Annotated in this window: 19 protein-coding genes; 4 read left to right on the top strand and 15 right to left on the bottom strand. The window is 69.2% G+C overall.

Annotated elements, in window-relative coordinates; translation table 11 throughout:
• Positions 1-7: 7 nt before the first annotated feature.
• The 6 genes from BLW41_RS09970 to BLW41_RS09945 all read right to left on the bottom strand — a co-directional run bounded on the left by BLW41_RS09970 (position 8) and on the right by BLW41_RS09945 (position 6,571).
• Positions 8-1,330: a glycosyl hydrolase gene (locus BLW41_RS09970; RefSeq protein ID WP_093118665.1), complete on the bottom strand. Its 1,323-nt coding sequence runs from the start codon at positions 1,328-1,330 to the stop codon at positions 8-10.
• 442 nt (positions 1,331-1,772) lie between these two features.
• Entirely contained in the window at positions 1,773-2,108 is a 336-nt protein-coding gene (locus tag BLW41_RS09965; RefSeq protein ID WP_093118663.1) for a phosphopantetheine-binding protein, read from the bottom strand.
• Positions 2,095-3,783 carry an amino acid adenylation domain-containing protein gene (locus BLW41_RS09960; protein ID WP_093118661.1) on the bottom strand — a complete coding sequence of 563 codons (1,689 nt, stop codon included), beginning with the start codon at positions 3,781-3,783 and terminating at the stop codon, positions 2,095-2,097. The genes BLW41_RS09965 and BLW41_RS09960 overlap by 14 nt, the downstream gene beginning before the upstream one ends.
• Entirely contained in the window at positions 3,780-4,850 is a 1,071-nt protein-coding gene (locus BLW41_RS09955; RefSeq protein ID WP_177169470.1) for an LLM class flavin-dependent oxidoreductase, read from the bottom strand. The genes BLW41_RS09960 and BLW41_RS09955 overlap by 4 nt, the downstream gene beginning before the upstream one ends.
• A 58-nt stretch (positions 4,851-4,908) precedes the next feature.
• Positions 4,909-5,907, bottom strand: coding sequence for a methionyl-tRNA formyltransferase (locus tag BLW41_RS09950; RefSeq protein ID WP_093118659.1), 999 nt, complete (start codon positions 5,905-5,907; stop codon positions 4,909-4,911).
• Between the two features lie 52 nt (positions 5,908-5,959).
• On the bottom strand, positions 5,960-6,571 hold the full coding sequence (locus BLW41_RS09945; RefSeq protein ID WP_218138377.1) for a hypothetical protein: 612 nt from the start codon (positions 6,569-6,571) through the stop codon (positions 5,960-5,962).
• Positions 6,572-6,590: 19 nt separating this feature from the next.
• Here BLW41_RS09945 and BLW41_RS09940 point away from each other — a divergent pair, with 19 nt between their 5' ends.
• The gene (locus BLW41_RS09940) at positions 6,591-7,001 is read left to right on the top strand and encodes a hypothetical protein (RefSeq protein WP_143038694.1); all 411 of its coding nucleotides are present in this window, start codon (positions 6,591-6,593) and stop codon (positions 6,999-7,001) included.
• Here the strand turns inward: BLW41_RS09940 and BLW41_RS09935 are convergent.
• The 3 genes from BLW41_RS09935 to BLW41_RS09925 all read right to left on the bottom strand — a co-directional run bounded on the left by BLW41_RS09935 (position 6,998) and on the right by BLW41_RS09925 (position 11,200).
• Positions 6,998-7,975, bottom strand: coding sequence for an LLM class flavin-dependent oxidoreductase (locus BLW41_RS09935; RefSeq protein WP_093118655.1), 978 nt, complete (start codon positions 7,973-7,975; stop codon positions 6,998-7,000). The genes BLW41_RS09940 and BLW41_RS09935 overlap by 4 nt on opposite strands.
• A gap of 238 nt (positions 7,976-8,213) precedes the next feature.
• On the bottom strand, positions 8,214-9,137 hold the full coding sequence (locus tag BLW41_RS09930) for an ArgK/MeaB family GTPase (RefSeq protein WP_093118654.1): 924 nt from the start codon (positions 9,135-9,137) through the stop codon (positions 8,214-8,216).
• A gap of 65 nt (positions 9,138-9,202) precedes the next feature.
• Positions 9,203-11,200: a protein meaA gene (locus BLW41_RS09925; RefSeq protein WP_093118652.1), complete on the bottom strand. Its 1,998-nt coding sequence runs from the start codon at positions 11,198-11,200 to the stop codon at positions 9,203-9,205.
• A gap of 24 nt (positions 11,201-11,224) precedes the next feature.
• On the opposite strand from BLW41_RS09925, the gene BLW41_RS09920 reads away from it, so the two are divergent.
• The gene (locus BLW41_RS09920; RefSeq protein ID WP_143038693.1) at positions 11,225-12,076 is read left to right on the top strand and encodes an MBL fold metallo-hydrolase; all 852 of its coding nucleotides are present in this window, start codon (positions 11,225-11,227) and stop codon (positions 12,074-12,076) included.
• Positions 12,077-12,092: 16 nt separating this feature from the next.
• Entirely contained in the window at positions 12,093-12,383 is a 291-nt protein-coding gene (locus BLW41_RS09915) for an ATP-dependent Clp protease adaptor ClpS (RefSeq protein ID WP_093118648.1), read from the top strand.
• Between the two features lie 73 nt (positions 12,384-12,456).
• Here the strand turns inward: BLW41_RS09915 and BLW41_RS09910 are convergent, their stop codons facing one another.
• From BLW41_RS09910 to ygfZ, 6 genes are all read right to left on the bottom strand, one after another.
• Positions 12,457-12,786 (bottom strand): hypothetical protein, encoded by a 330-nt coding sequence (locus BLW41_RS09910; RefSeq protein WP_143038692.1) that lies wholly within the window; start codon positions 12,784-12,786, stop codon positions 12,457-12,459.
• Positions 12,787-12,845: 59 nt separating this feature from the next.
• Complete coding sequence (locus tag BLW41_RS09905; protein WP_093118645.1) at positions 12,846-14,423, bottom strand: MFS transporter; 1,578 nt, start codon at positions 14,421-14,423, stop codon at positions 12,846-12,848.
• Positions 14,420-14,941, bottom strand: coding sequence for a MarR family winged helix-turn-helix transcriptional regulator (locus BLW41_RS09900; RefSeq protein ID WP_177169469.1), 522 nt, complete (start codon positions 14,939-14,941; stop codon positions 14,420-14,422). Before BLW41_RS09900 ends, BLW41_RS09905 begins: the two co-directional genes overlap by 4 nt.
• Before the next feature lie 174 nt (positions 14,942-15,115).
• Positions 15,116-15,526 carry a hypothetical protein gene (locus tag BLW41_RS09895; protein ID WP_143038691.1) on the bottom strand — a complete coding sequence of 137 codons (411 nt, stop codon included), beginning with the start codon at positions 15,524-15,526 and terminating at the stop codon, positions 15,116-15,118.
• 43 nt (positions 15,527-15,569) lie between these two features.
• Positions 15,570-16,634, bottom strand: a complete 1,065-nt coding sequence (locus BLW41_RS09890) for a lysophospholipid acyltransferase family protein (RefSeq protein WP_143038690.1) — start codon at positions 16,632-16,634, stop codon at positions 15,570-15,572.
• Between the two features lie 10 nt (positions 16,635-16,644).
• Positions 16,645-17,730, bottom strand: a complete 1,086-nt coding sequence (gene ygfZ / locus BLW41_RS09885; RefSeq protein WP_093118637.1) for a CAF17-like 4Fe-4S cluster assembly/insertion protein YgfZ — start codon at positions 17,728-17,730, stop codon at positions 16,645-16,647.
• A gap of 91 nt (positions 17,731-17,821) precedes the next feature.
• Between ygfZ and BLW41_RS09880 the strand changes: the two genes are divergently transcribed.
• Positions 17,822-19,117, top strand: a complete 1,296-nt coding sequence (locus tag BLW41_RS09880; RefSeq protein WP_245689060.1) for an Nramp family divalent metal transporter — start codon at positions 17,822-17,824, stop codon at positions 19,115-19,117.
• Positions 19,118-19,164: the final 47 nt, after the last annotated feature.

Raw genomic sequence — 19,164 nt, 5'->3', positions numbered from 1 at the left:
AAGCAGTCTAACCGCCATTCCTTGCGGTCCAGGGGCGCGCCCCGAGTCGACCGCGATCGCCCCCGTTGGTGGTGGCCTTGGGCCTTCGGCGGCGCTGCGAACGCCGGCCGGCGGTGCGCGACGAGGCGGCGCCGGCGGCGTGCGCCTGCCAGGTCGCGTGCGCCTGCTGCCACTCGCGGGCTAGCCGGGCGACCAGGCCGCGCACCGCCGCAAACGCCGGCTTGCGGCGGAGCGCGTAGGGCGGGTTACGGATATCGAGCGACTCGAGCCCCTCGGAAAGCCAGCGCTCGTCCTGCTCGTCGAGGTAGCCGTCGCGCAGTGTCACGAACACCTGGTCGGCACCAGCATGCAAGAGCTCGGGGATCGCGCGTTCGTAGTAGCGCGCTTGCGCCAGCTCACCGCCGTTGTAGGGCGGAATCTGCCAGCGAGGGTCGGAGGGATAGGCGAACTCCGTTACCCACAGCGGCAAGCGCGCCACGCCGTGGTCGGCGTAGAAGCGGCGCCAGCGGAGCATCGTTGCGCGGACCTGCTCGAGCGGCACGCGTACGTGGGCATTTGCGACGTCGAACGGGCGTGCGCGGCCGAGCGCCGCGAACAGTTGCTCGTACCAGCGCGTTCCGCCCGACAGCGTCATCGGGGCGGCGATCACGATCTGCGTGTCGGGAAACTGTGCCTTCACGCTGCGGTACGCGCTTTGCAGCATCGCTGCGTAGTCGGTGGGCTTGCCGGCGAACGACCAGGCGCCGTCGGGCTCGTTCCATACCTCGACGTACTTGAAGACATCCGGCGCGCGTGCGACGACCTCCGCTACCAGTCGTCCGTACTCGCCGGCGTCGCGGGGTGGACACTTGAACCAGCCGCGCGGCCCCGCCTGCGGGCAGGTCGACAGGTACCCGGGAGTGCCGACCATGATCGCGAGCAACCGCACGCGATACCGACGCGCAAGCCAAACGATCTCGTCGATGCCGCTGAAATCCGGTGTCGCGCGCCGCTCGCCGCCAGCGTCGAAGAGCGCGTCGAGGTAAATGTCGACGCGGAGGTAACCGGCACCGAGATCAACTGCCTCGCGCACGACCTTCTCCTTCAGTTCGAACGGCATGCAACAGGCGTAGGTCTGCGAGTGGAGGGAGATCGGGCTGACCCACTGCTCGGTCTCGCTGGCCCGCGCCGCCGGCGCGACCGAGCCCGCTGCGACCACGGCCGCGATAACGGGCAGCAGTCTGCTTGCCAGTCCACGCGCACACTGGGTGCGCAGGCGGGCGGTCGCCGCGCGAGCAGGCAGTGTCGATTTCCGAGCAGCGTTGACCGCGTCCGTGCGGCGAGCCGCCATCGGATCCTCCGTTCTTCGCGTTGCGGCACGGACGCTTGGCGGGTGCGCGTGGCGGTGGGGGCCTCCGTGCCACCGGAGAGCGCCACGCCGGGCCTGCGCAACGTCCCGGCCGTACTTCTTGCTGGCGCTCGGTCGCGGCCGATCCGTGGCCTCGACCGTCGCGCTCACCCCGCTAATCGGAGCGGCGGCCGCGCTCTTTAACGGGTGCCGGCGAATCCCGGCGAGGCACGCCTAGCGTGGGCACTCCTGACTCGGGTGCGCCTAGCGGGGCCTCGCGCGAGCCCGCGCAGGTAACTGCCCTGGCGCTAGCGCTCGGTATCGTGGAAATGTGACGGACGAGGGGGGCGAAACACGCACGTCGACCGCGCCCACCAAGACCCACGCCGCACGCTGGCTTTTGCGTGTCCTCTACTGGCTCGCGGTGCTGGCGCTGTCGATCGCCCTACTGATCGCGCTCGTGTTGTTCCTCGAGTCGCGCGACCCGACGCGCGTCGGCAGCGCTGAGCGCGGCGGCATCGTCGTGCTCCTCGCGCTCGTCTCGCTGCTCCACGTGTAGGGCAATCTGGGCCGCGATCGAGGTCACGGTTCGGAAGCAGTCGAGGTCGAACTGTTCGAGGGGCAGCTGGAACCCGAACTCCTGCTCGAGCTCGGTGATCAGCGTCACCAGACCGAGCGAGTCGATCAGCCCGCTTTCGAAGAGGTCGCTGTCGCGCGCAGGAGGTTCGAGCGCGAGCGCCCTCTTCATCACCTCGATGACGTGGTCCTCAAGTGCGCGCATCGTTCACTTCGTGGCGCTCGTGATCGCTAGCGGGGCCGGCCAGCTCCTCGAGGAAGCGCTCGCGGAGAGTCCGGCGATCGATCTTGCCGTTGACGTTTTTGGGCAGATCGGGAAGCTCGAGCCAGCGCGTGGGGAGCATGTAACGGGGTAACGCCTCGGCGAGCGCGCGGCGTAACGCGATCGCGTCGGTGTCGTCGCCCGGGCGGCGGCTCCAGGCGGCGCAGATCGCGGTGCCCTCGATGCCGCCGGTCGGTACGGCGACGACCGCGCACTCGCGAACGCCCGGGAGCTTGTTGAGTGCATGTTCAACCTCGCCGAGCTCGATGCGATAACCACGGTGCTTGATCTGGGAGTCGCGACGACCGTGGAAGTAGAACAGGCCAGCCCGGTCGCGTCGGCCTAGGTCCCCCGTGCGGTAACAGCGGCGAGCGGGATCGCGCGGGTGGGGCACGAAGGCCGCGCGTGTGCGCGCCGGGTCGCGCCAATAGCCGGGCGAAAGTCCGACCCCGGCGATCCAAATCTCCCCGACCTCGTCGACACCGAGCTCACGACCGTCCTCGCCGACGATCAGCAGCTCCTCGCCAGGGCAAGGCCGGCCGATCGGGATCTGCTCGTCGTCGCTCGGGGGGATCCGCGGGACGTCGAAGTAGCTCGACGCGATCGTCGCCTCCGTAGGTCCGTAGAGGTTGGTGAAACGGACGTGCGGTAAGCGCTCCATGAGCTTGCGCAGGACCGGCGTCGGCAGTACCTCGCCGCACCAGAGGAGTCTTCGCAGCGACTGGAAGTCGCCCGATCGGATCGCTTCGAAACGGGTCATGAAGGTGAGCGCCGAGGGCACCGAGAACCACTGCGTCAGCTCGCGCTCGCGGATGAAGGCGGCGAGACCGTGCGCATCGACGTTCAGCCGGGCAGGCACCAGATGCAGCTCGGCACGGGCGTGCATCGCCCCGAAGATGTCGAAGGTCGAGAGGTCGAAGTGCAGCGGCGGGTGGCCCGAGAGGCGCTCCCCCGGCTCGATACCGAAGTGTCCGACCGCCCACTCGACGAACGCCAACGCACTGCGATGGGTCACCTGGACGCCCTTCGGCTCGCCCGTCGACCCCGAGGTGAAGAGAATCTGCGCAACCTCGGCGTGCGCTCGCGCAGCGCTTGGCAGCAGGAAGGGCGGCTGGCGGCGCCAGGTGTCGGGGCCGATGTCGCAGTCGGCGTCTTCCGTCAAAGCCACGGTTACGGCATTGGCGAAGGTGCCCTCGCTTGCTCCGGGAGCCGCCTGCGCGCCGACCGTGTGCTCCGCCGCAGCCGTTTCGCGAGCCGCTCGCCAGCGTTCGATGCCAGCACCGTCGCAGACGACAGCCCGCGGCTCCGAGGCACGCAGCACGCGGACGCTCCGCGCCGGCGGGCTGTCGGGATCGACAGGTACGTACGCGCACCCGGCCTTCAGGACGGCGTGGATCGCCACCAGCGCGAGCGGCGTTTTGCTGCAGACCAGCGCGACGCGGTCGCCCGGTCGGCAGCCCGCAAGCTCGACCAGGGCGCCCGCAAGTCGCGAACTCAGCTCGTCGAGCTCGCCGAAGCTCAAGAGCTGGTCGTCGAGCACGACGGCGGTGGCGTCAGGCGCCGTGCGTGCAGCAGCGGTCAGGAATTCCTCGAGTCTGCGCGGCGCACCCGCGGTCATCGGCCGACGGCGGCGAGTTCCGCGGCAGCGAGAGCGAAGGCCTGTCGCACGTGCTCGAGCTCCTCCCGCGTCGGCGGGATGTCGAGGATGAAGAGGTCGGCCCCTTGCTTCACGTAAGCCGCCAGTTCGCGACCGACCCGCTCGTAACTGCCTACGAGATAAGGACAGAATGTCTTGTAGTTCTGGAAGGGCCAGAGCCAGTAGGGATTGGGTTCCTCAGCTTGCTGGCCGGCCGTGCCGGGCGTCGCAGGGGCGTCGGGCGTCGCGGCGGCGTAGGGCGCGGGCGCGGCGTGTTCGCGACTGGCGAGCTGGCGGTGCCAGTGCGAGTCCGAGATCTGCATCGCCAGACGGTGCAGAAGTTGCCCCTTGCGATCGCCGGGAAAGCGGTCGCGCGCGACCGACCAGGCTTCTTCGGCGCTCGGGCGGGCGACGATCCCCACGCGCACACCGCCACGCAGGTCGCTCTCCTCGCCCGGCGGGCGCGGGTAGCGCACCGGTGTCGCGCCGAGCTCGGCGGCTGTGCGCAGACCTGCCGGGGAGGAGCCCGACACCAACACCTCCGGCATTAGCTCGGGTGGCAGCGGTGGTTCCAGGGCAAGCTGGCGTACGGTCCACCAGCGCCCCTCGAACGTCACCTTCTCGCCGCGCAGAAGGGCCATGACGATGCGTGTGTACTCCGCGGTGCGTTGGTAGCGCAGGTCGTGCTCGGTGTCGTCGCCGAGCGCCAAGAGATCGCCCCGAAAACCGCCGGCAAGCATGTTCAAGGCGACCTTGCGGCCGTGGAGATAGGCGAGCGAGGTGACCAGCTTCGCGACCGTGTAGGGGTGCATGTAAACCGGCTGTACGGCCACGAGCGGGACGATCCGCTTGGTCGCCGCGATCAGCGCCTGCGCCACCAGCCAGGGGTCACAGATGCTGTTGTCGGTGTAGACGAGGATTCCTTCGCAGCCCGCCTGCTCGCTCCAACGGGCAACGTCGGCCACCCGCCGCCGGTAGTCGGCGGGGGAGTGGTCTTTCGATTGGGGGCAGGTTGCAAAGACCCTGAGCAGGTTGCGGGCCGGGAACACGCACGAAACAGACTAGTCGAGGCACCTCGGTGTCGCCATCGGCGCTCCGAGAGTGTGCCTAGACGCCGAGCACGTCGCCTGCTCTCAGCGCCTGTCCGGCCTCTACAAGGCGGCCGTCGATCTGCACCCGGGAGAGCTCGAGCACGTCGCGACCCGCTGCGACCAGCGCGCAGCGATCGGTAACGGCGAGGACCGTTCCCGGCGGCGCGGCGGTGGGGGCGCCGATTGGTTTCTCGACGGCGCGTGCGCGCAGCACCGCGATTTGCCGACCGTCCGGCAAGCGCGTCCAGGCGTGACCCCACGGGGACGCGAACGGCCCCCAGTCGCAGGCGCGCACGAGTGCCTCAAGGTCACGGGCGGGGCGCTCCCAAACGAGCTCCGTCCCTTCGGGTGGGGCGGGCGGAAGCAGGCGACGGCGAGCGCGGTCCTGGGCGTGGCGAGGCAGCGGGCGGCCAGCTTCGAGATCGTCGAGTAGGCGTGCGATCAACCCGACACCGAGCTCAGCGCAGCGGGCCGCCAGTTGGAAGGCGCGCTCCTGCCCGGTCAGGGCAAAGCGCTCCTCGTAAGCCACGGGACCGGCGTCGATCGCGGCGTCCATCCAGTGCAGCGTGACTCCGTGCTCGGGGCGGCGCATGAAGATTGCCCAGCTCGGTGCGTTCAGGCCGGCGAGCTCAGGGAGCGGTCCAGGGTGCAGGTTGAGGGCGCCGATCCGCGGCGCCTCCACCACCTCCCGCGGCAGCACGTGCAGCGAGTGCACGTTCAACAGGAGGTCCACCCGTTGCCGCTCGAGCCACTCAGCGAATGCGCCTTCGCGTGCACGAAGGGCGGGCATCAGCGGCAAGCCGTGAAGCCGGGCCAAGCGAGCTACCGGAGCGAGACCTTCGGAGGGCGCTCCCACCCCGTCGGTGAGCACGGTGAGGGGCAACAGCTGTCGCTCTGTGAGCAGCCTGAGTACTCGCGCCCCGGCCGCCTCCTCGGCGATCAGCACGAGACGCGGCGTGGCCCGGTCCGCAGCGTCGGCGGCTCGCACCGCCGCTTGCTCCGGCGGTCTCGACATCGTCCGCTAGGGGACGACCGAAGCGTGCGCCGAGGCCGCTCGCTGCACGCCGCTAGTGAGGGCTCTCGCCGCTCGCCGCCGGCGGTCGCGACTCCTCAGCCAGGGAGGTGATCGCCAGCGGGCCTCGTGCAGCCTGCTCCAGCACCTGTGTGGCCTCCTCGGCGGAGCGCGCATAGAGCTCGACGAGCAGGTGCACCACGATCTTGTCGTCCTCGTGCTTGTGGAAGCGAACGTGGGTGAAGAACTCGCGTGTGCCGTAGTCACCGAAAGCCGCATACGCCAGCGACTCTGCGGCCTCCGGGCCCGAGCACGTCTCGACCTCGTCGGCGTCGACCGTGACCGTGCAGGAGGCAACCCAGGGCGTGCCCGTGACGAGTCGCTCCCAACGATCCTCGACGGGTTCGAGACGGCTTACTCGCCGGCCGTCGATCTCGTAAAAGGCGAGGCTCAAATGTGGCTGATCGTGCATGCAGTCGAGGCACTGAACGACCGCTTCCTGGACCTCTTCGACCGGATCCTCGGCTTCGCCGGTCTCCGGATCGATCTTCAGGATTCCCTCGTAGTGCACCTGCACTTCGAGGTTGCGTGACCAGCAGCGGTAGCAGCGCAGCCAGCTCGAAAGCGTGCCGACCGACTCTCGGGCCGAACCTTCCATCAGCCCCATTATGCTGCCCGCTCGCCGAATGACGACGCTCCGCGCTCGCCTGTTCGCGGCCGCGCTCGCGTTGGCGGCCGGCGGCTGCTCGATCGGACGGGATACCGAACCGCCGCCGGCATCGCCAGAAGCCAACGCCGTGGCAGCCGTCGTGGCGGAGCTTGCGGCGGCCGCGCGCAACGGCGATTGGGGGGAAATCTGCGACCGTCTTTTCACCCCGGCAGCACGGGCGCGCGCGGGTGGCGCCAACTGCGCACGCTTCGTCGCGGCTACGGCGAATGGCTTGCGTGACCCGCAGATTCGAATCGAGTCGATCGCCATACGCGGGGGTCTCGCTACCGCGGTCGTTCGCTCCCGCGCCGCGGGCGAGCCGCCGGTGCGCGACATCATCGTCTTCCGCCGCCTCGCCGACGGCTGGCGGATCGAGGGCTTGCGCTAGCGCCGGTTCGGAGCGAGCGCCTCGAGCGTCGAGGTGAACTCGGTGCCGGGGATCGGCCCCACGCACGGCAGCGTCGCGCCCGCTTGGGCGTAGCGCGCGACGACGGCGCGAGCTTCCTCGGCCGACCCGATTGCCGCCAGGGCACCGACGAAGCGATCGGAGATCGCGGCTGCCGCCTTGGCGGGACCGCCATCCGAGAGCGCTCGATCGAAGGCGGCGAGTTCGTCCCCGAACCCCGAGCGCTCGAGCATCGCCCGGTAGAAGGGGAGCGAGAAGTAGGGGATGAGGTCGTTGCGCAAGCGCTCGGCAGCGGCTTCTCGGTCGTCGGTAACGGCCGCGGGTACCGCGGCGACGATCGCGATCGACTGCGGATCGCGACCGGCGCGCTCGGCGCCAGCGCGGATCTCTGGCACCACGGTCGACGCGACGTACTCGGGCACGCACAACCACAGCACCACGCCGTCGGCGATCTCCCCGGCGAGGCGCAGCATGCGCGGCGACAGGGCGGCTAGGTAGATCGGCACCTCTGGTCGGGGATCGACACCGGCGAAGCGGAAGGATGTGGGAAAACGGTCGCTCGTTGGCGGCTCTTCGCCGCGCAGGATCGCTCGCACCACGCCTGCGTACTGGCGCATGTCGCCCACCGGACGGTCGATCTTTTGCCCGTACCAACCCTCGACGATGGGCGCGTGTGACACGCCGAGTCCGAGCACGAGGCGGCCGCCGGAGAAGGCGTCGACCGTTACCGCTTGCTGCGCACAGGCCACAGGTGTCCGCGAGTAGATCGGCAGCACACCGGTGCCGAGCCGTGCGTGGCGGCTGCGAGCGGCGTACGCCATCAGCACAGTCAGCGAGTCGTAGCTCGCGATGTGGGTCGTGAAGATCGCGGAGAAGCCGAGGCGGTCGGCGAGCTCGACGCGCTCGAGGGTCCGCTCGAGCGAGCGACCGGGTGATACGAAAGCGCCAAGTGTCATGGGCGCAGCCTATCCGTCCAGCCGAGCAGCGAGGCCACCAGTGTCGCTGCGAACACGAGCTGTCCAATGGTCGCCGCGGTGCCGAGGTTGGCGGCACCTAGCGCCAGGGCGATCGCCGTCGCTATGGCGAACGCCAGCAGCGGCAGCGCGAGCGTGCGCAGCAGCGCTCGCGCAGCGCCCGAACGGCGCGCGGTGGCCGCGGCTGGGTCTGGCGAGTCTCGGTGCGGTCGGCTTTCGGTCAGGGCTCGACTCCTGCTGCGCGCGCGAGCGTCGCGACCAACTCCGGCAGCGTAGCGTGCGGCGACTCGCGAGCGAGTCGCTCGAGCGCGGCGCGTTCGCCACCGAGCGCCCGCAGCGCGCGCTCCCCGTATTCGCTGCGGAATTCGCGCACGGCGGCGGCGCGCCGACCGCCTAGGCGGCGCGCGCGCCGATCGACCGTCTGCAGGCGCTGGTCGATAGCGTCCGCCAGCTCGACGATCCCGCGCCCGGGGGGCAGCGCTGAGACCTCCAGCACCGGGATGGTCGAAGCGCCGAGCGCAGCGAGCGCCTGCTCGAGGTCCTGGCGGGCGCGACGCGCTGGTGCACCGAGGTCGGCCTTGGTTACGACCAGCAGGTCGGGGACCTCCATGATCCCGGCCTTCAGGAACTGCAAGACGTCGCCGGACCCCGGTTGCACCACCAGCACCACGACGTCCGCTAGATCCTCGACGTCGGTTTCCGATTGGCCAACGCCGACGGTCTCCACGACCACGATGTCGAAGCAGGCCGCCATCGCCTCGGCGGCAGCGTTGGTCGACGGCGCGACCCCGCCCAGCCGACCGCCAGCAGCGGTTGATCGGATCAGCACGCCCGGGTCGCGTGGGTCGTGGTCGATGCGCGCGCGATCGCCGAGCAGGGCCCCGCCCGACCGCCGCGAAGAGGGATCGACCGCCAGCACCGCGACGGTGCGACCCCGCTTGCGCCACTCGCGCACTAGTGCCGAGAGGAGCGTGGACTTGCCGGCCCCCGGTGGACCGGTAACGCCGATCACCGCGCCGCTCGCCTGGGGGTCGAGCGCGCGGGCGATCTCCGCCAGCAGCAGCTCGGCGCGTGCGCGACCCTGTGGCGAGCGCTCTTCGATGATGTTAAGGACGGCCGGTGCGGCCCTCGTATCGTGGGCCAAAAGCCGGCGAGCTAGCTCCCGGACCTTCCGCTCCTGGCCCCGGGCGCTCGCTCCGCGCGTGATAGTCAAGCCGCCGCCGCGACCCCGTAGTGCTCGGCTACGAGGTCGACGATCTCGCCCATGATGCGCGTCAGCTCGAAATCTTTGGGCGTGTAGACGCGCGCCACGCCGAGCTCCTTCAAGCGCTCGGCGTCGTCGGGGGGAATGATCCCGCCGACCACCACCGGTGCGTCGCTGCCAGCTTCCCGTAGCTCCCGCAGCACCTCGGGGATCAGCTCCAGGTGCGAGCCGGAGAGAATCGAGAGGCCGACTACGTGCACCCCCTCCTGCACGGCCGCTTGCGCGATCCGCGCGGGGGTCAGGCGGATCCCCTCGTAGACGACGTCCATGCCGACGTCGCGGGCACGCACGGCGATCTGCTCCGCCCCGTTCGAGTGACCGTCAAGCCCTGGCTTGCCGACCAGCATCTTGAGGCGGCGGCCGAGCGCCTCGGAAACACGCTCCACACGCTCCCTCACGGATGCGAGCGTCTCAAGCTCCAGTTCGACCGCGGCGGCGTCGGCGACCCCGGTCGGTGCTCGGTACTCCCCGAAGACGTCACGCAGAGCCTGTGCCCACTCGCCGGTGGTGACGCCCACGCGCGCCGCTTCGATCGAGGGCGCCATGGTGTTGCGGGAGGGGTCAAGGGCCGCCTCGCGCAGCGCCTCGAGCGCCCGCTCGACCGCGTCCTGTTGACGCCGCGAGCGCCAGGCGCGCACCGCTTCGATGGCCTCGCGCTCGACCTGCGGATCGACGCGCAGGATGCCGCCGTCCTGGTCTTGCTGGAGCGGCGAGGGCTCGGCCTCGGTGAAGCAGTTCAGACCGACGACCTTGAGCTCCCCGGTCTCGATCCGGCGCATCCGCTCGCGGTGCGACTCCACCAGCCGCCCCTTCATGTAAGGCACGGCCTCGACCGCGCCGCCGCGCTCGGCTACGACCGCCATCTCCGCCCGCGCACCCTCGATCAGCTCTTCGACCAAGCCATCCATGACGCGCGAACCCTCGAAGATGTCGGGATACTCGAGCAGGTCGGTCTCGTACGCGAGGATCTGCTGGATCCGCAGCGACCACTGCTGATCCCAGGGCCGGGGGAGGCCGAGCGCTTCGTTCCAGGCGGGCAGCTGGATCGCGCGTGCACGGGCGTTGCGGCCGAGCGTAACGGCCAGGGCCTCGAGCACGATGCGGATGATGTTGTTCTCGGGCTGCTGCTCCGTCAGCCCTAGGGAGTTCACCTGCACGCCGTAGCGGAAGCGCAGGTACTTTTCCTCCGTCACCCCATAGCGCTCGCGTCCGATCTCGCGCCACAGCGCCGCCATTGCACGCAGCTTCGCGTGCTCCTCGATGAAGCGAATACCGGCGTTGACGAAGAACGAGATGCGCCCGAAGACGCGCGGGAAGGTCTCCTCGGCAACCCGCTCGCGGACCCGGTCGAGCACGGCGATCGCGTTCGAGAGCGAGTAGGCGATCTCTTGGACCGGTGTTGCGCCGGCTTCTTGCAGGTGGTAGGAGCAGATGTTGATCGGGTTCCACTTCGGCACTTGCTCGACGCAGAACGCGATCGTGTCGGCCGTCAGCCGCATCGAAGGCTCCGGCGGGAACGCGTAGGTGCCGCGGGATAGGAACTCCTTGAGGATGTCGTTCTGCGTGGTTCCCTGCAGGACCCTGCGGTCGACGCCCTGCTCCTCGGCCACCGTGATGTACAGCGCGAGCAGCCAGGGCGCCGTTGCGTTGATCGTCATCGAGGTGTTCATGCGGTCCAGCGGAATGCCTTCGAACAGCGCATGCATGTCGCCTTTGTGGGCGATCGAGACGCCGACCTTTCCGACCTCGCCACGCGCCAGTTCGTGATCTGGGTCGTAGCCGGTTTGCGTGGGCAGATCGAAAGCGACGGAGAGCCCCGTCTGCCCCTTCGCCAGGTTGCGGCGGTAGAGAGCGTTCGACTCGCGGGCCGTCCCGTAGCCCGCGTAGGTGCGCATCAACCAGGGCTTGTCCGGTTCCGGAAGGCGGTGCGCGCGCTCGCTCATCGGCCGGATTGTAAGGTCGCGAGCGTGTCTCGGCCGATCGACCTGTGCTTCGGTGGCGAGCAGCGGGTAATCGCGGCCTACTGGGTCGACGGCATGGTGATCGACCCGGGGCCCGCGTCTTGCGTAGAGCGCCTGCTCGCGCAGCTACCGGGTGAGCCGACGGCGGTCCTGCTCACTCACATCCATCTCGACCACGCCGGCGCTTGCGGCACGCTCTGTTCGCTGTTCCCCGAGCTCCGCGTCTACGTGCACGAGCGGGGTGCGCCCCACCTGGTCGACCCGACGCGCCTTTTGGCGAGCGCGGAGCGTCTCTACGGGCCGGGACTGGGGCTCCTTTTTGGCCGCGTCGAGCCGGTACCCGAAGCGCGCATCGTCGCGCTTAAGGGCGGGGAACGCGTGGGCCGCTTCGACGTCGACTACGCGCCGGGCCACGCGTGGCACCACGTTGTCTACCACGATCGCCTGACCGGCACCGCCTACGTCGGCGATGTCGCGGGGGTGAGGATTCCACCTGACGAGCACGTCGTGGCACCGACGCCGCCCCCGGAGATCGACCTCGAGCGCTGGTTCGAGACGCTCGACCAGCTGGCCGCCAGAGAGCCGGCAGCGCTCGCACTCACCCACTTCGGTGTCGTCGAGGCACCCGAGGTAGGGGATCACCTGGCGCGCGTCCGGGCATCTCTGGCGGAGCTCGCCGAACTCGCTCAGCGGTGTACTCGCGAAGCCTTCCAGAGAGTCCTGCAGGAGCGTCTGCGACGCGTCCTCAGGCCCGAAACCTTGGTAAGACTTGAAAAAGCTGCGCCGCTCGACCATCTGTACTTGGGCCTCGAGCGTTATTGGCGCAAGCGCGCGGAGGTGAAGGAGTCACGTCCGTAGCGAAAGGAGGGGAGCCTTGGCGACGCTTGTGATCGAGCGCTCATCGACCCGTGGTCCCGGCAGCGGGATCGACGACAACTGGCACGTGGTGGTGCTGAACGACGATCACAACACGTTCGACGGGGTGGCGCGGGCGCTATCGCGCGTTCTTCCGGGCGTCAGTTACGAGCGCGGGATGGCGCTTGCCCACAAGATCCACAACACCGGCCGCGCGACCGTTTGGTCGGGCCCGCGCGAGCCCGCTGAGCTGTATTGGGAACAGCTGCGCGCGGCGGGCTTGACGATGGCGCCGCTCGAGCAAGGCTGAGAGCGCGGCTCTCGGGGCGCTGACTGCCGGCGGCACCCGCTCACCGGCTTCATCCGGCCACGCGTTGCGGTCGCTACTCGCTGCGCTGGGTGAGGAGCTCTTCCGGCGAGTGCAGCTCGCCGCGACCGACCACCTGGTGGAAGCTCGGTATTAACGGCACCTGGAAAGTGCCGAGTGCCCGCTCACGGATCGCCCCGACCTCGTCCGAGTACCAGTAGCGGTCGAAGTCCTCCTTGCGATCGAACTCGGCGAGCTGGACGAAGTCGAGTCCAGCCTCGAGCGCGCGGTAGAGCAGCCACCAGCGGGCTCCATACTCAAGCGCCAGCGGTGCCAACCGCTTGAGATGAGCCTCGAGCTCATCGCCCCGGAAGGTATTGGCATGCCACTTGATCTCGACGAGCACGGCGCGGGGATCGTATCGGGAAGCGCCGGCGGTGCGCACCCTCGAGCGGCTGGGGCCGCTCAGCCGGCGAAGGTTTCGGCGGCTGCGAGCTCGCGTGTGTCCCCCGAACCGTGACCGATGCGACCGGGAGCGATCAAAAGCAGCGCGACCACGGCCCCGGAGAAGGCGAGCGACGCCGAGAGCCACATGCCACCGCTTAGCGCGTACACGAAGGCCTCCGAGGCGGCGCGCCCGACGCGGGCGGCGAGCACGGGATCGGCGCTGCCCATGCGCTCCTGCGCGGAGCCGAGGTGACGCACGAGCTCCTCTCGCAAACTCGGCGGCAAGCCGCTACCGGCCAACAGCTCCCCGAGTCGGTTGCGAGCCAGGTGTTGAAAGAGCGCACCGAGGGCGGCGACGCCGAAGGTACCGCCGACCATCCGGTTCATCGAGAGAATGCCCGAAGCGACACCGGCCTTCTCGACGGCAACCGAGTTCATAGCAGCCGTCGACATCGGTGACATCGTCAGCGCGATACCGACTCCCATCAGCATGAACGGCGGCAGCAAGTGGCCGTAGCCGGTGTCGACGCGGAGCCCGGTCAAAAGCAGCATCGCTGTGCCGACCAGGCTGAGACCCACCGCTATCAACCAGCGCGGGCCGATGCGGTCTGCCAGCCGCCCAGCAATCGGTGCGACGAGGATGATCATCAGGGTCGACGGCAAGAAGCGCACGCCCGCTTCGACAGCGGAGTATCCGAGGATGTTCTGCATGTAGAGGGCGAGGAAGAAGAACATCGCGAGCATCGCGAACGACACGATGAACGCCACAGCGTTGGCGCCCAGGAACGTCCGCGAGCGGAAAAAGCGGAAGTCGACCATCGGTTCCGCGGCGCGCCGCTCGACTACGACGAACGCGGCGAGTCCCACCGCCGCGGTCACGAGCAGGGCGACGATGCGAGCGGAGCCCCAGCCCCAGGCGTTGCCCTCGACGAGCGCGAGCACGAGCGCGCTCAGGCCAAGCGAGAGAGTCGCGATGCCCAGGTAGTCGATGCGGTGTTGAGTGCTCTCGTCGCGCGACTCCGGGGCTGCGAACAAGGTGACCACGATCGCGCCAACCGCGACTGGCAGGTTCAGGAAGAAGATCGCGCGCCAGGAGACGTACTCGGTGAGGGCACCGCCCACGACCGGCCCGATCGCCAGCGCGAGCCCAGAGACGCCGGCCCAGGTGCCGATCGCACGCCCGCGCTCCTCCGGCGGGAAGACGCTGGAGATGATCGACAGCGTCCCCGGCATCATCAGCGCGGCGCCAACGCCTTGGACCGCGCGTCCCGCGACCAGCGCCGCCTGGTTCGGCGACACCCCGATGGCGGCGCTCGACGCAGCGAAGACAACGACGCCGGCGAGGAACACCCGTCGGCGCCCGAGGATGTCGCCCAGGCGTCCGCCCGTTACGAGCAGGACCGCGAAGGTGAGCGTGTAAGCGTTCACGGTCCATTCGAGTCCCGCCAGCGAGGCCCGCAGCTCCCGCTGGATCGAGGGCAGCGCGACGTTCACGACGGTGTTGTCGAGCATGACCATGAAGAGCGCGAAGCACATCGCGCCGAGCGTCCACCAGCGGCGGTTGCCGTCGTGGAGCGTCGGTAGCAACCTGGTCACTCTTCCTCCTTCCCGATGAGACCGAGTGCGACGAGTGCCTCCCGCAGTGCCTCGCGCTCGGGCGGTCGGAGCTCGCGGACGTAGCGCTCGAGCGAGGCCTGTCGCAGCCCACAAAACTCCTGCCAGGCGCGCGCCCCGGCGCTGCTCAGACGCAGCCTGCGGGCGCGCCGGTCGCCGGGGTCCTCCTCGCGTTCAACGAGTCCGCGCCGGACCAGGCCGTCAGCGGCACGACTGGTTGCTGCGAGCGACAGGCCGAGCCGTTCGGAGACCTCCTTGAGCGACGGCTCCGTGGTGCTCGCGGCGAGCACGCCAAGGCACTTGATCTGCGTCAGCGAGAGCTCGAGGCGGTCGGCGTACGCCAGCAGTTGCGATTGACCCTCTTGCAGCAGGCGCGTGAGCAGGCGACCGAGCCCACGTGCCAGCAGCGCCTCCTCGCTGAGCGTCGCGGTTGCCGTGGCGCTGCGAGAGCAACCCTGGTCGGGTAGGCGAGCGCCTGTAGTCGACGCATTTGCTTGCACGCAAGCAAGCATCGTAGCGAAGTCGATCAGGGCTGTCGCCAGGGGCCGGCCGGGCGCGACCGCGGGCGCGACCGGTGGGTGCGACCGGTGGGTGCGGCTAGGGCCCGCCGGTGCGGTCACCGATGGTCGGGCACACGACCGGCGAGCGGCGCAGCGCCGGCGAATCGGACGCGGTTAGGGCAACAGCAGCTGGTCGCTCGAATCGCCCCGGCGTCGACCGACGACGATCCGCGCTGAGGCGCGAGCGCCCCCGCCCGGGCTGGCGGTGACGAGATACGTGCCCGGGTCGAGCTCGGCGCGCAGGGTGCCGGTACCGCCAGGGATGATCGGCCCGGTGCGCTCGCGGACGCGGTCGCCCTCGAGGGTCACGGTCTGAGGACTGCGCGTCTGGTTCGAAACGACGATCTCGACCGGACCGCCGCCGACGCGCGCGGGGGAGACGCTCGTACCGTCGCGCGCGACGACGCCCGTCAACACCACCGGTACCGGCGGCCGCGGTTTGTTCGCCCAGCGCTCGCTGCCGCAGGCAGCTAGCACCCCGGCCGCCGCCACCACCGTCACCGCCCTAACGATCGCCGTCTTCACCGCACCACTCCCCGCACTGGCAACCCTAACCCAGGTTCCCCCTTCAACCCAGCCACACCGATCGCCGCTCGCGCAGCATGCGATCGAGCTCGCGTTGGATCCGCGCTCGGATGCGCTCCGCCAAGTGCTGGACGAAGGCGGCGTCATCGGCGTCCTCGGGTCCGTACTGCGACATGTCGACCGGCTCCAAGAAGTGGATCTTGAACTTCGCCGGCAGGTACATCAGCGCGGCAGCGAGTCCGAAGTGAGGGAAGGCGTGATTGATCGGGAAGTAGATGAGCCCGGTGAGGCGCTGCAGGAAGGGCACATGGGCGAAGATCGGCATTGCCTCCTCGGCGCCGACGACCGCCACCGGCACGATCGGCACGCCCGACAAGATCGCCGTCCGCACGAAACCTCCGCGCCCGAAGCGTCGCAAGCGGTAGCGCTGCCAGAGCACCTTGCGCGTGCCCTTTTGCCCCTCGGGGAAGACGATCACCAGGCGCTGCTCGTCGCGCAGCAAACGACGCGCGTTGGCGGGGTGCGCGGCTACCAGCCCGAGCTTGTTGGCGAGCATGCCGACCATCGGGTAGCCCTTGAACCAGTGCTCGCCGAGCATGTAGAGAGGCCGTGGGCGGGGATGCTCGTGCTGGATCGCCCGCATGACCATCGGCGCGTCGGGCGGCAGTGCGCCCGAGTGGTTGGCTACCAACAGCGCCCCGCCCTCCGCGGGAACGTTCTCGATTCCGCGCACGTCGACCCGGAACCAGTACCGGTAGTAGAAGTCGAGGAGTGGCGCGAACGCTGAGACCACCCGTTCTGAACGACCCCAGTCGTCGATCTGCCGTTCGGGATCCGGGCGCGGCAAGAGCCGACGCAGAGTGCGCAGATCTGGCTCTGGCGGTGCCGCGAGTGGTCCGCCCGAGGGCGCCTCGACCGGCATCTCGAGCGCGTCGTGATGGATGTCGAAGGCCGGCTGCGCCGGCCGCAAACGCTCGGTTCCTGCCTCCAGCGTGAGCTGACCGCTGCCGAGCAGCGGTCCAGTCGCGCTGAGCCCACCTACGCGCGCCGTTGCACGGCGTCGCCGAGCGTTTTGCGTGCGCCGCCCGCGTGCCCCTCCCGTGGCCATCGTCGCGATGCTACCCCGGCGGCGGCTGCGCGCAAGCGCCTTGCGGCCGACGACGGTCGCCACCTTGGCTCTCGGCGGGCGCCTCGGCCGGCGTGCTCGGCAAGGTAAAGGGCAGTGTCGAGACCTCGGCGCTGACGGTCACGCTGGCGACGGAGGACGCGGCCTCCGCGCCCGCAGGTGCCGATTCCCCGTCGGTTACCGAGGCGTCGACGGCCACGCGCGTTCCGGGCTCAACCTCGCGACGCAGAAGGGCCAAACCGATCACGCCAAAGCGCGGCGAGCGCGCACAGGAGCCGACCCGGCCAACCTCGCGACCTTCGTGGCGTACCGGGGCGCCCGTGGCCACTGCGGATGCCAGACGCAAACCCCGCAACAGCCGGTTCGCGCGACCCCGGTAATGAAGTCGAGCGACCGGCTCTTGGCCGACGTAGCAGCCCTTGGTAAACGACACTGCACGCTCTACCACGCCGGCCTCCGCCGGCATCGTGGTGCTCCCTAGTTCGAGTCCGAGTCGAGGCCGGCCGTGCTCGATGCGCAAGCACTCGATCACGTCGCGCTCGAGCGTCGGAAGCGCGGTCGAAAGCAGCGAATTCGGACTGTCCCCGCTCGGCACGAAGAGATCGACCCCGAGGTAGGTGCGCACTAGCCACGCGTCATCAGCGACGCATAGCGAGTGCTCGACCTTGCTGGGGGGCGAGACCGCGAGCGCCTCATCGGTACAGGGCCCCACCACCATCCAGAGCTCGCGTTGCTCGCTCAGTTCCCGCCAGGTGACGTTCAACCCGACAGCGGCATGGGTGAGCATGTGGCGTAGCACCGGGGCCGCTTGCGGCTCCGATTCGAGGACGAAGTAGCGGCTGCCGTCCTCGGCGAAGCAAAGCACGCGCATGTCGGCGCGGATCCGCGCCTTATGGGTCAGCAGCAGCGCGTAACAGCCTGCACCCGCTGAAAGCGCGGCGATGTCGTTGGTCAGCTGACCCTGCAAAAGCTCCGCTGCGTCGGGACCACGCACCTCGAACAAGGCGCGTCGGCCAAGGGCCGCGATACCAGCATCGTCGAGGGCCGTCGCGTACTGCTGAGGGTCGGGAACGAACACTCTTAAAGCCTAGATCTTTCGGATGGCGAAAGAAAAATTTTGATTCGTCTAAACTACTCCGCCTGTGGAGCGGGAGGCGGGAGTGATAGGCGTGCGGCACCCCCACGACGCACAGGAAGAGGCCAAGGTCGGCGGCGCGACGACCCTGCTCGAGCCGAGTCCGCTTGCCCGGCTGCGCGCGCGTGGGCGGCTTCGCCAGACGGTCGCGCTGCTTGGCCCCGCCTTCGTCGCCGCGGTTGCCTACGTCGATCCCGGCAACTTCGCGACCAACATCGCTGCCGGCTCGCAGTACGGATTCCTCCTGCTCTGGGTGATCGTCGGCGCCAACTTGATGGCGATGCTCGTCCAGTACTTGTCCGCCAAGGTGGGGATCGCGACCGGTCGCAACCTCCCCGAGCTTTGCCGCGAAAACCTCCCGCGCCCCCTTGTCGTGTTTCTCTGGATCCAGGCGGAGCTGGTGGCGATGGCGACAGACCTCGCCGAGTTCATCGGCGGACCGCTCGCCTTGCACCTGCTGTTCGGCATGCCCCTGTTTCCAGCAGCTCTGGTGACCGCGGTTATTGCCTTCGCGATCCTCGCGCTCCAGACGCGCGGCTACCGCCGTTTCGAGCTGGCGATCGCGAGCTTGCTCGGGCTTGTGCTAGCTGGCTTCCTCTACGAGATGTTCGCGAGCGCCCCCGATCCGGGTGCCGTGACGAGCGGCCTGGTGCCCGGATTCGACGACACCGAGAGCGTTCTGCTGGCCACCGGCATCCTTGGCGCCACCGTCATGCCGCACGTCATCTACCTGCACTCGGCGCTCACACAGGATCGGGTACCGCCTCGCGATGGCCACGAGGTCCGCGAGCTATTGCGCTTCGAGCGGCTCGACGTCGTGATCGCGATGTCGCTCGCCGGTTTGGTCAACGCTTCGATGTTGATCGTCTCCGCAACCCTGTTCCACGGGCGTGCCGAGGTCGAGACGATCGAACAAGCGCACGCCGGCTTCGAGGCGGCGCTGGGCGGTGGTGCGGCGCTCGCGTTCGCGGTCGCCTTGCTCGCCTCAGGCGCCTCGAGCTCCAGCGTGGGTACCTACGCGGGCCAGGTGGTCATGCAGGGGTTCATCCGTCGCTCGATACCGCTCACCTTGCGTCGCCTGATCACGATGGCTCCTGCGCTCGCGGTGGTCGGTGCGGGCTTCGACCCAACCCGTGCGCTCGTCATCAGTCAGGTCGTTTTGTCCTTCGGAATCCCGTTCGCGCTGATCCCGCTGGTGGTGTTCACCGCGCGCCGCGAGGTAATGGGGGAGTTCGTGAACGGGCGTGTGACGACGACGGCGGCGGCCGTCGTAGCCGCACTCGTTAGCGCTTTGAACCTCTTCTTGCTCGTTCGGACCCTTTTCGGCTGAGGGACGCCGGGGCGAGCCGTACGCCCGCTTTCGCCTACCCTTCGCGC

The organism is Thermoleophilum album (assembly GCF_900108055.1).
Lineage (GTDB): Bacteria > Actinomycetota > Thermoleophilia > Solirubrobacterales > Thermoleophilaceae > Thermoleophilum > Thermoleophilum album.
Note: the sequence above shows the minus strand (reverse complement) of the source record. Positions and strands in the feature narration are given on the sequence as shown.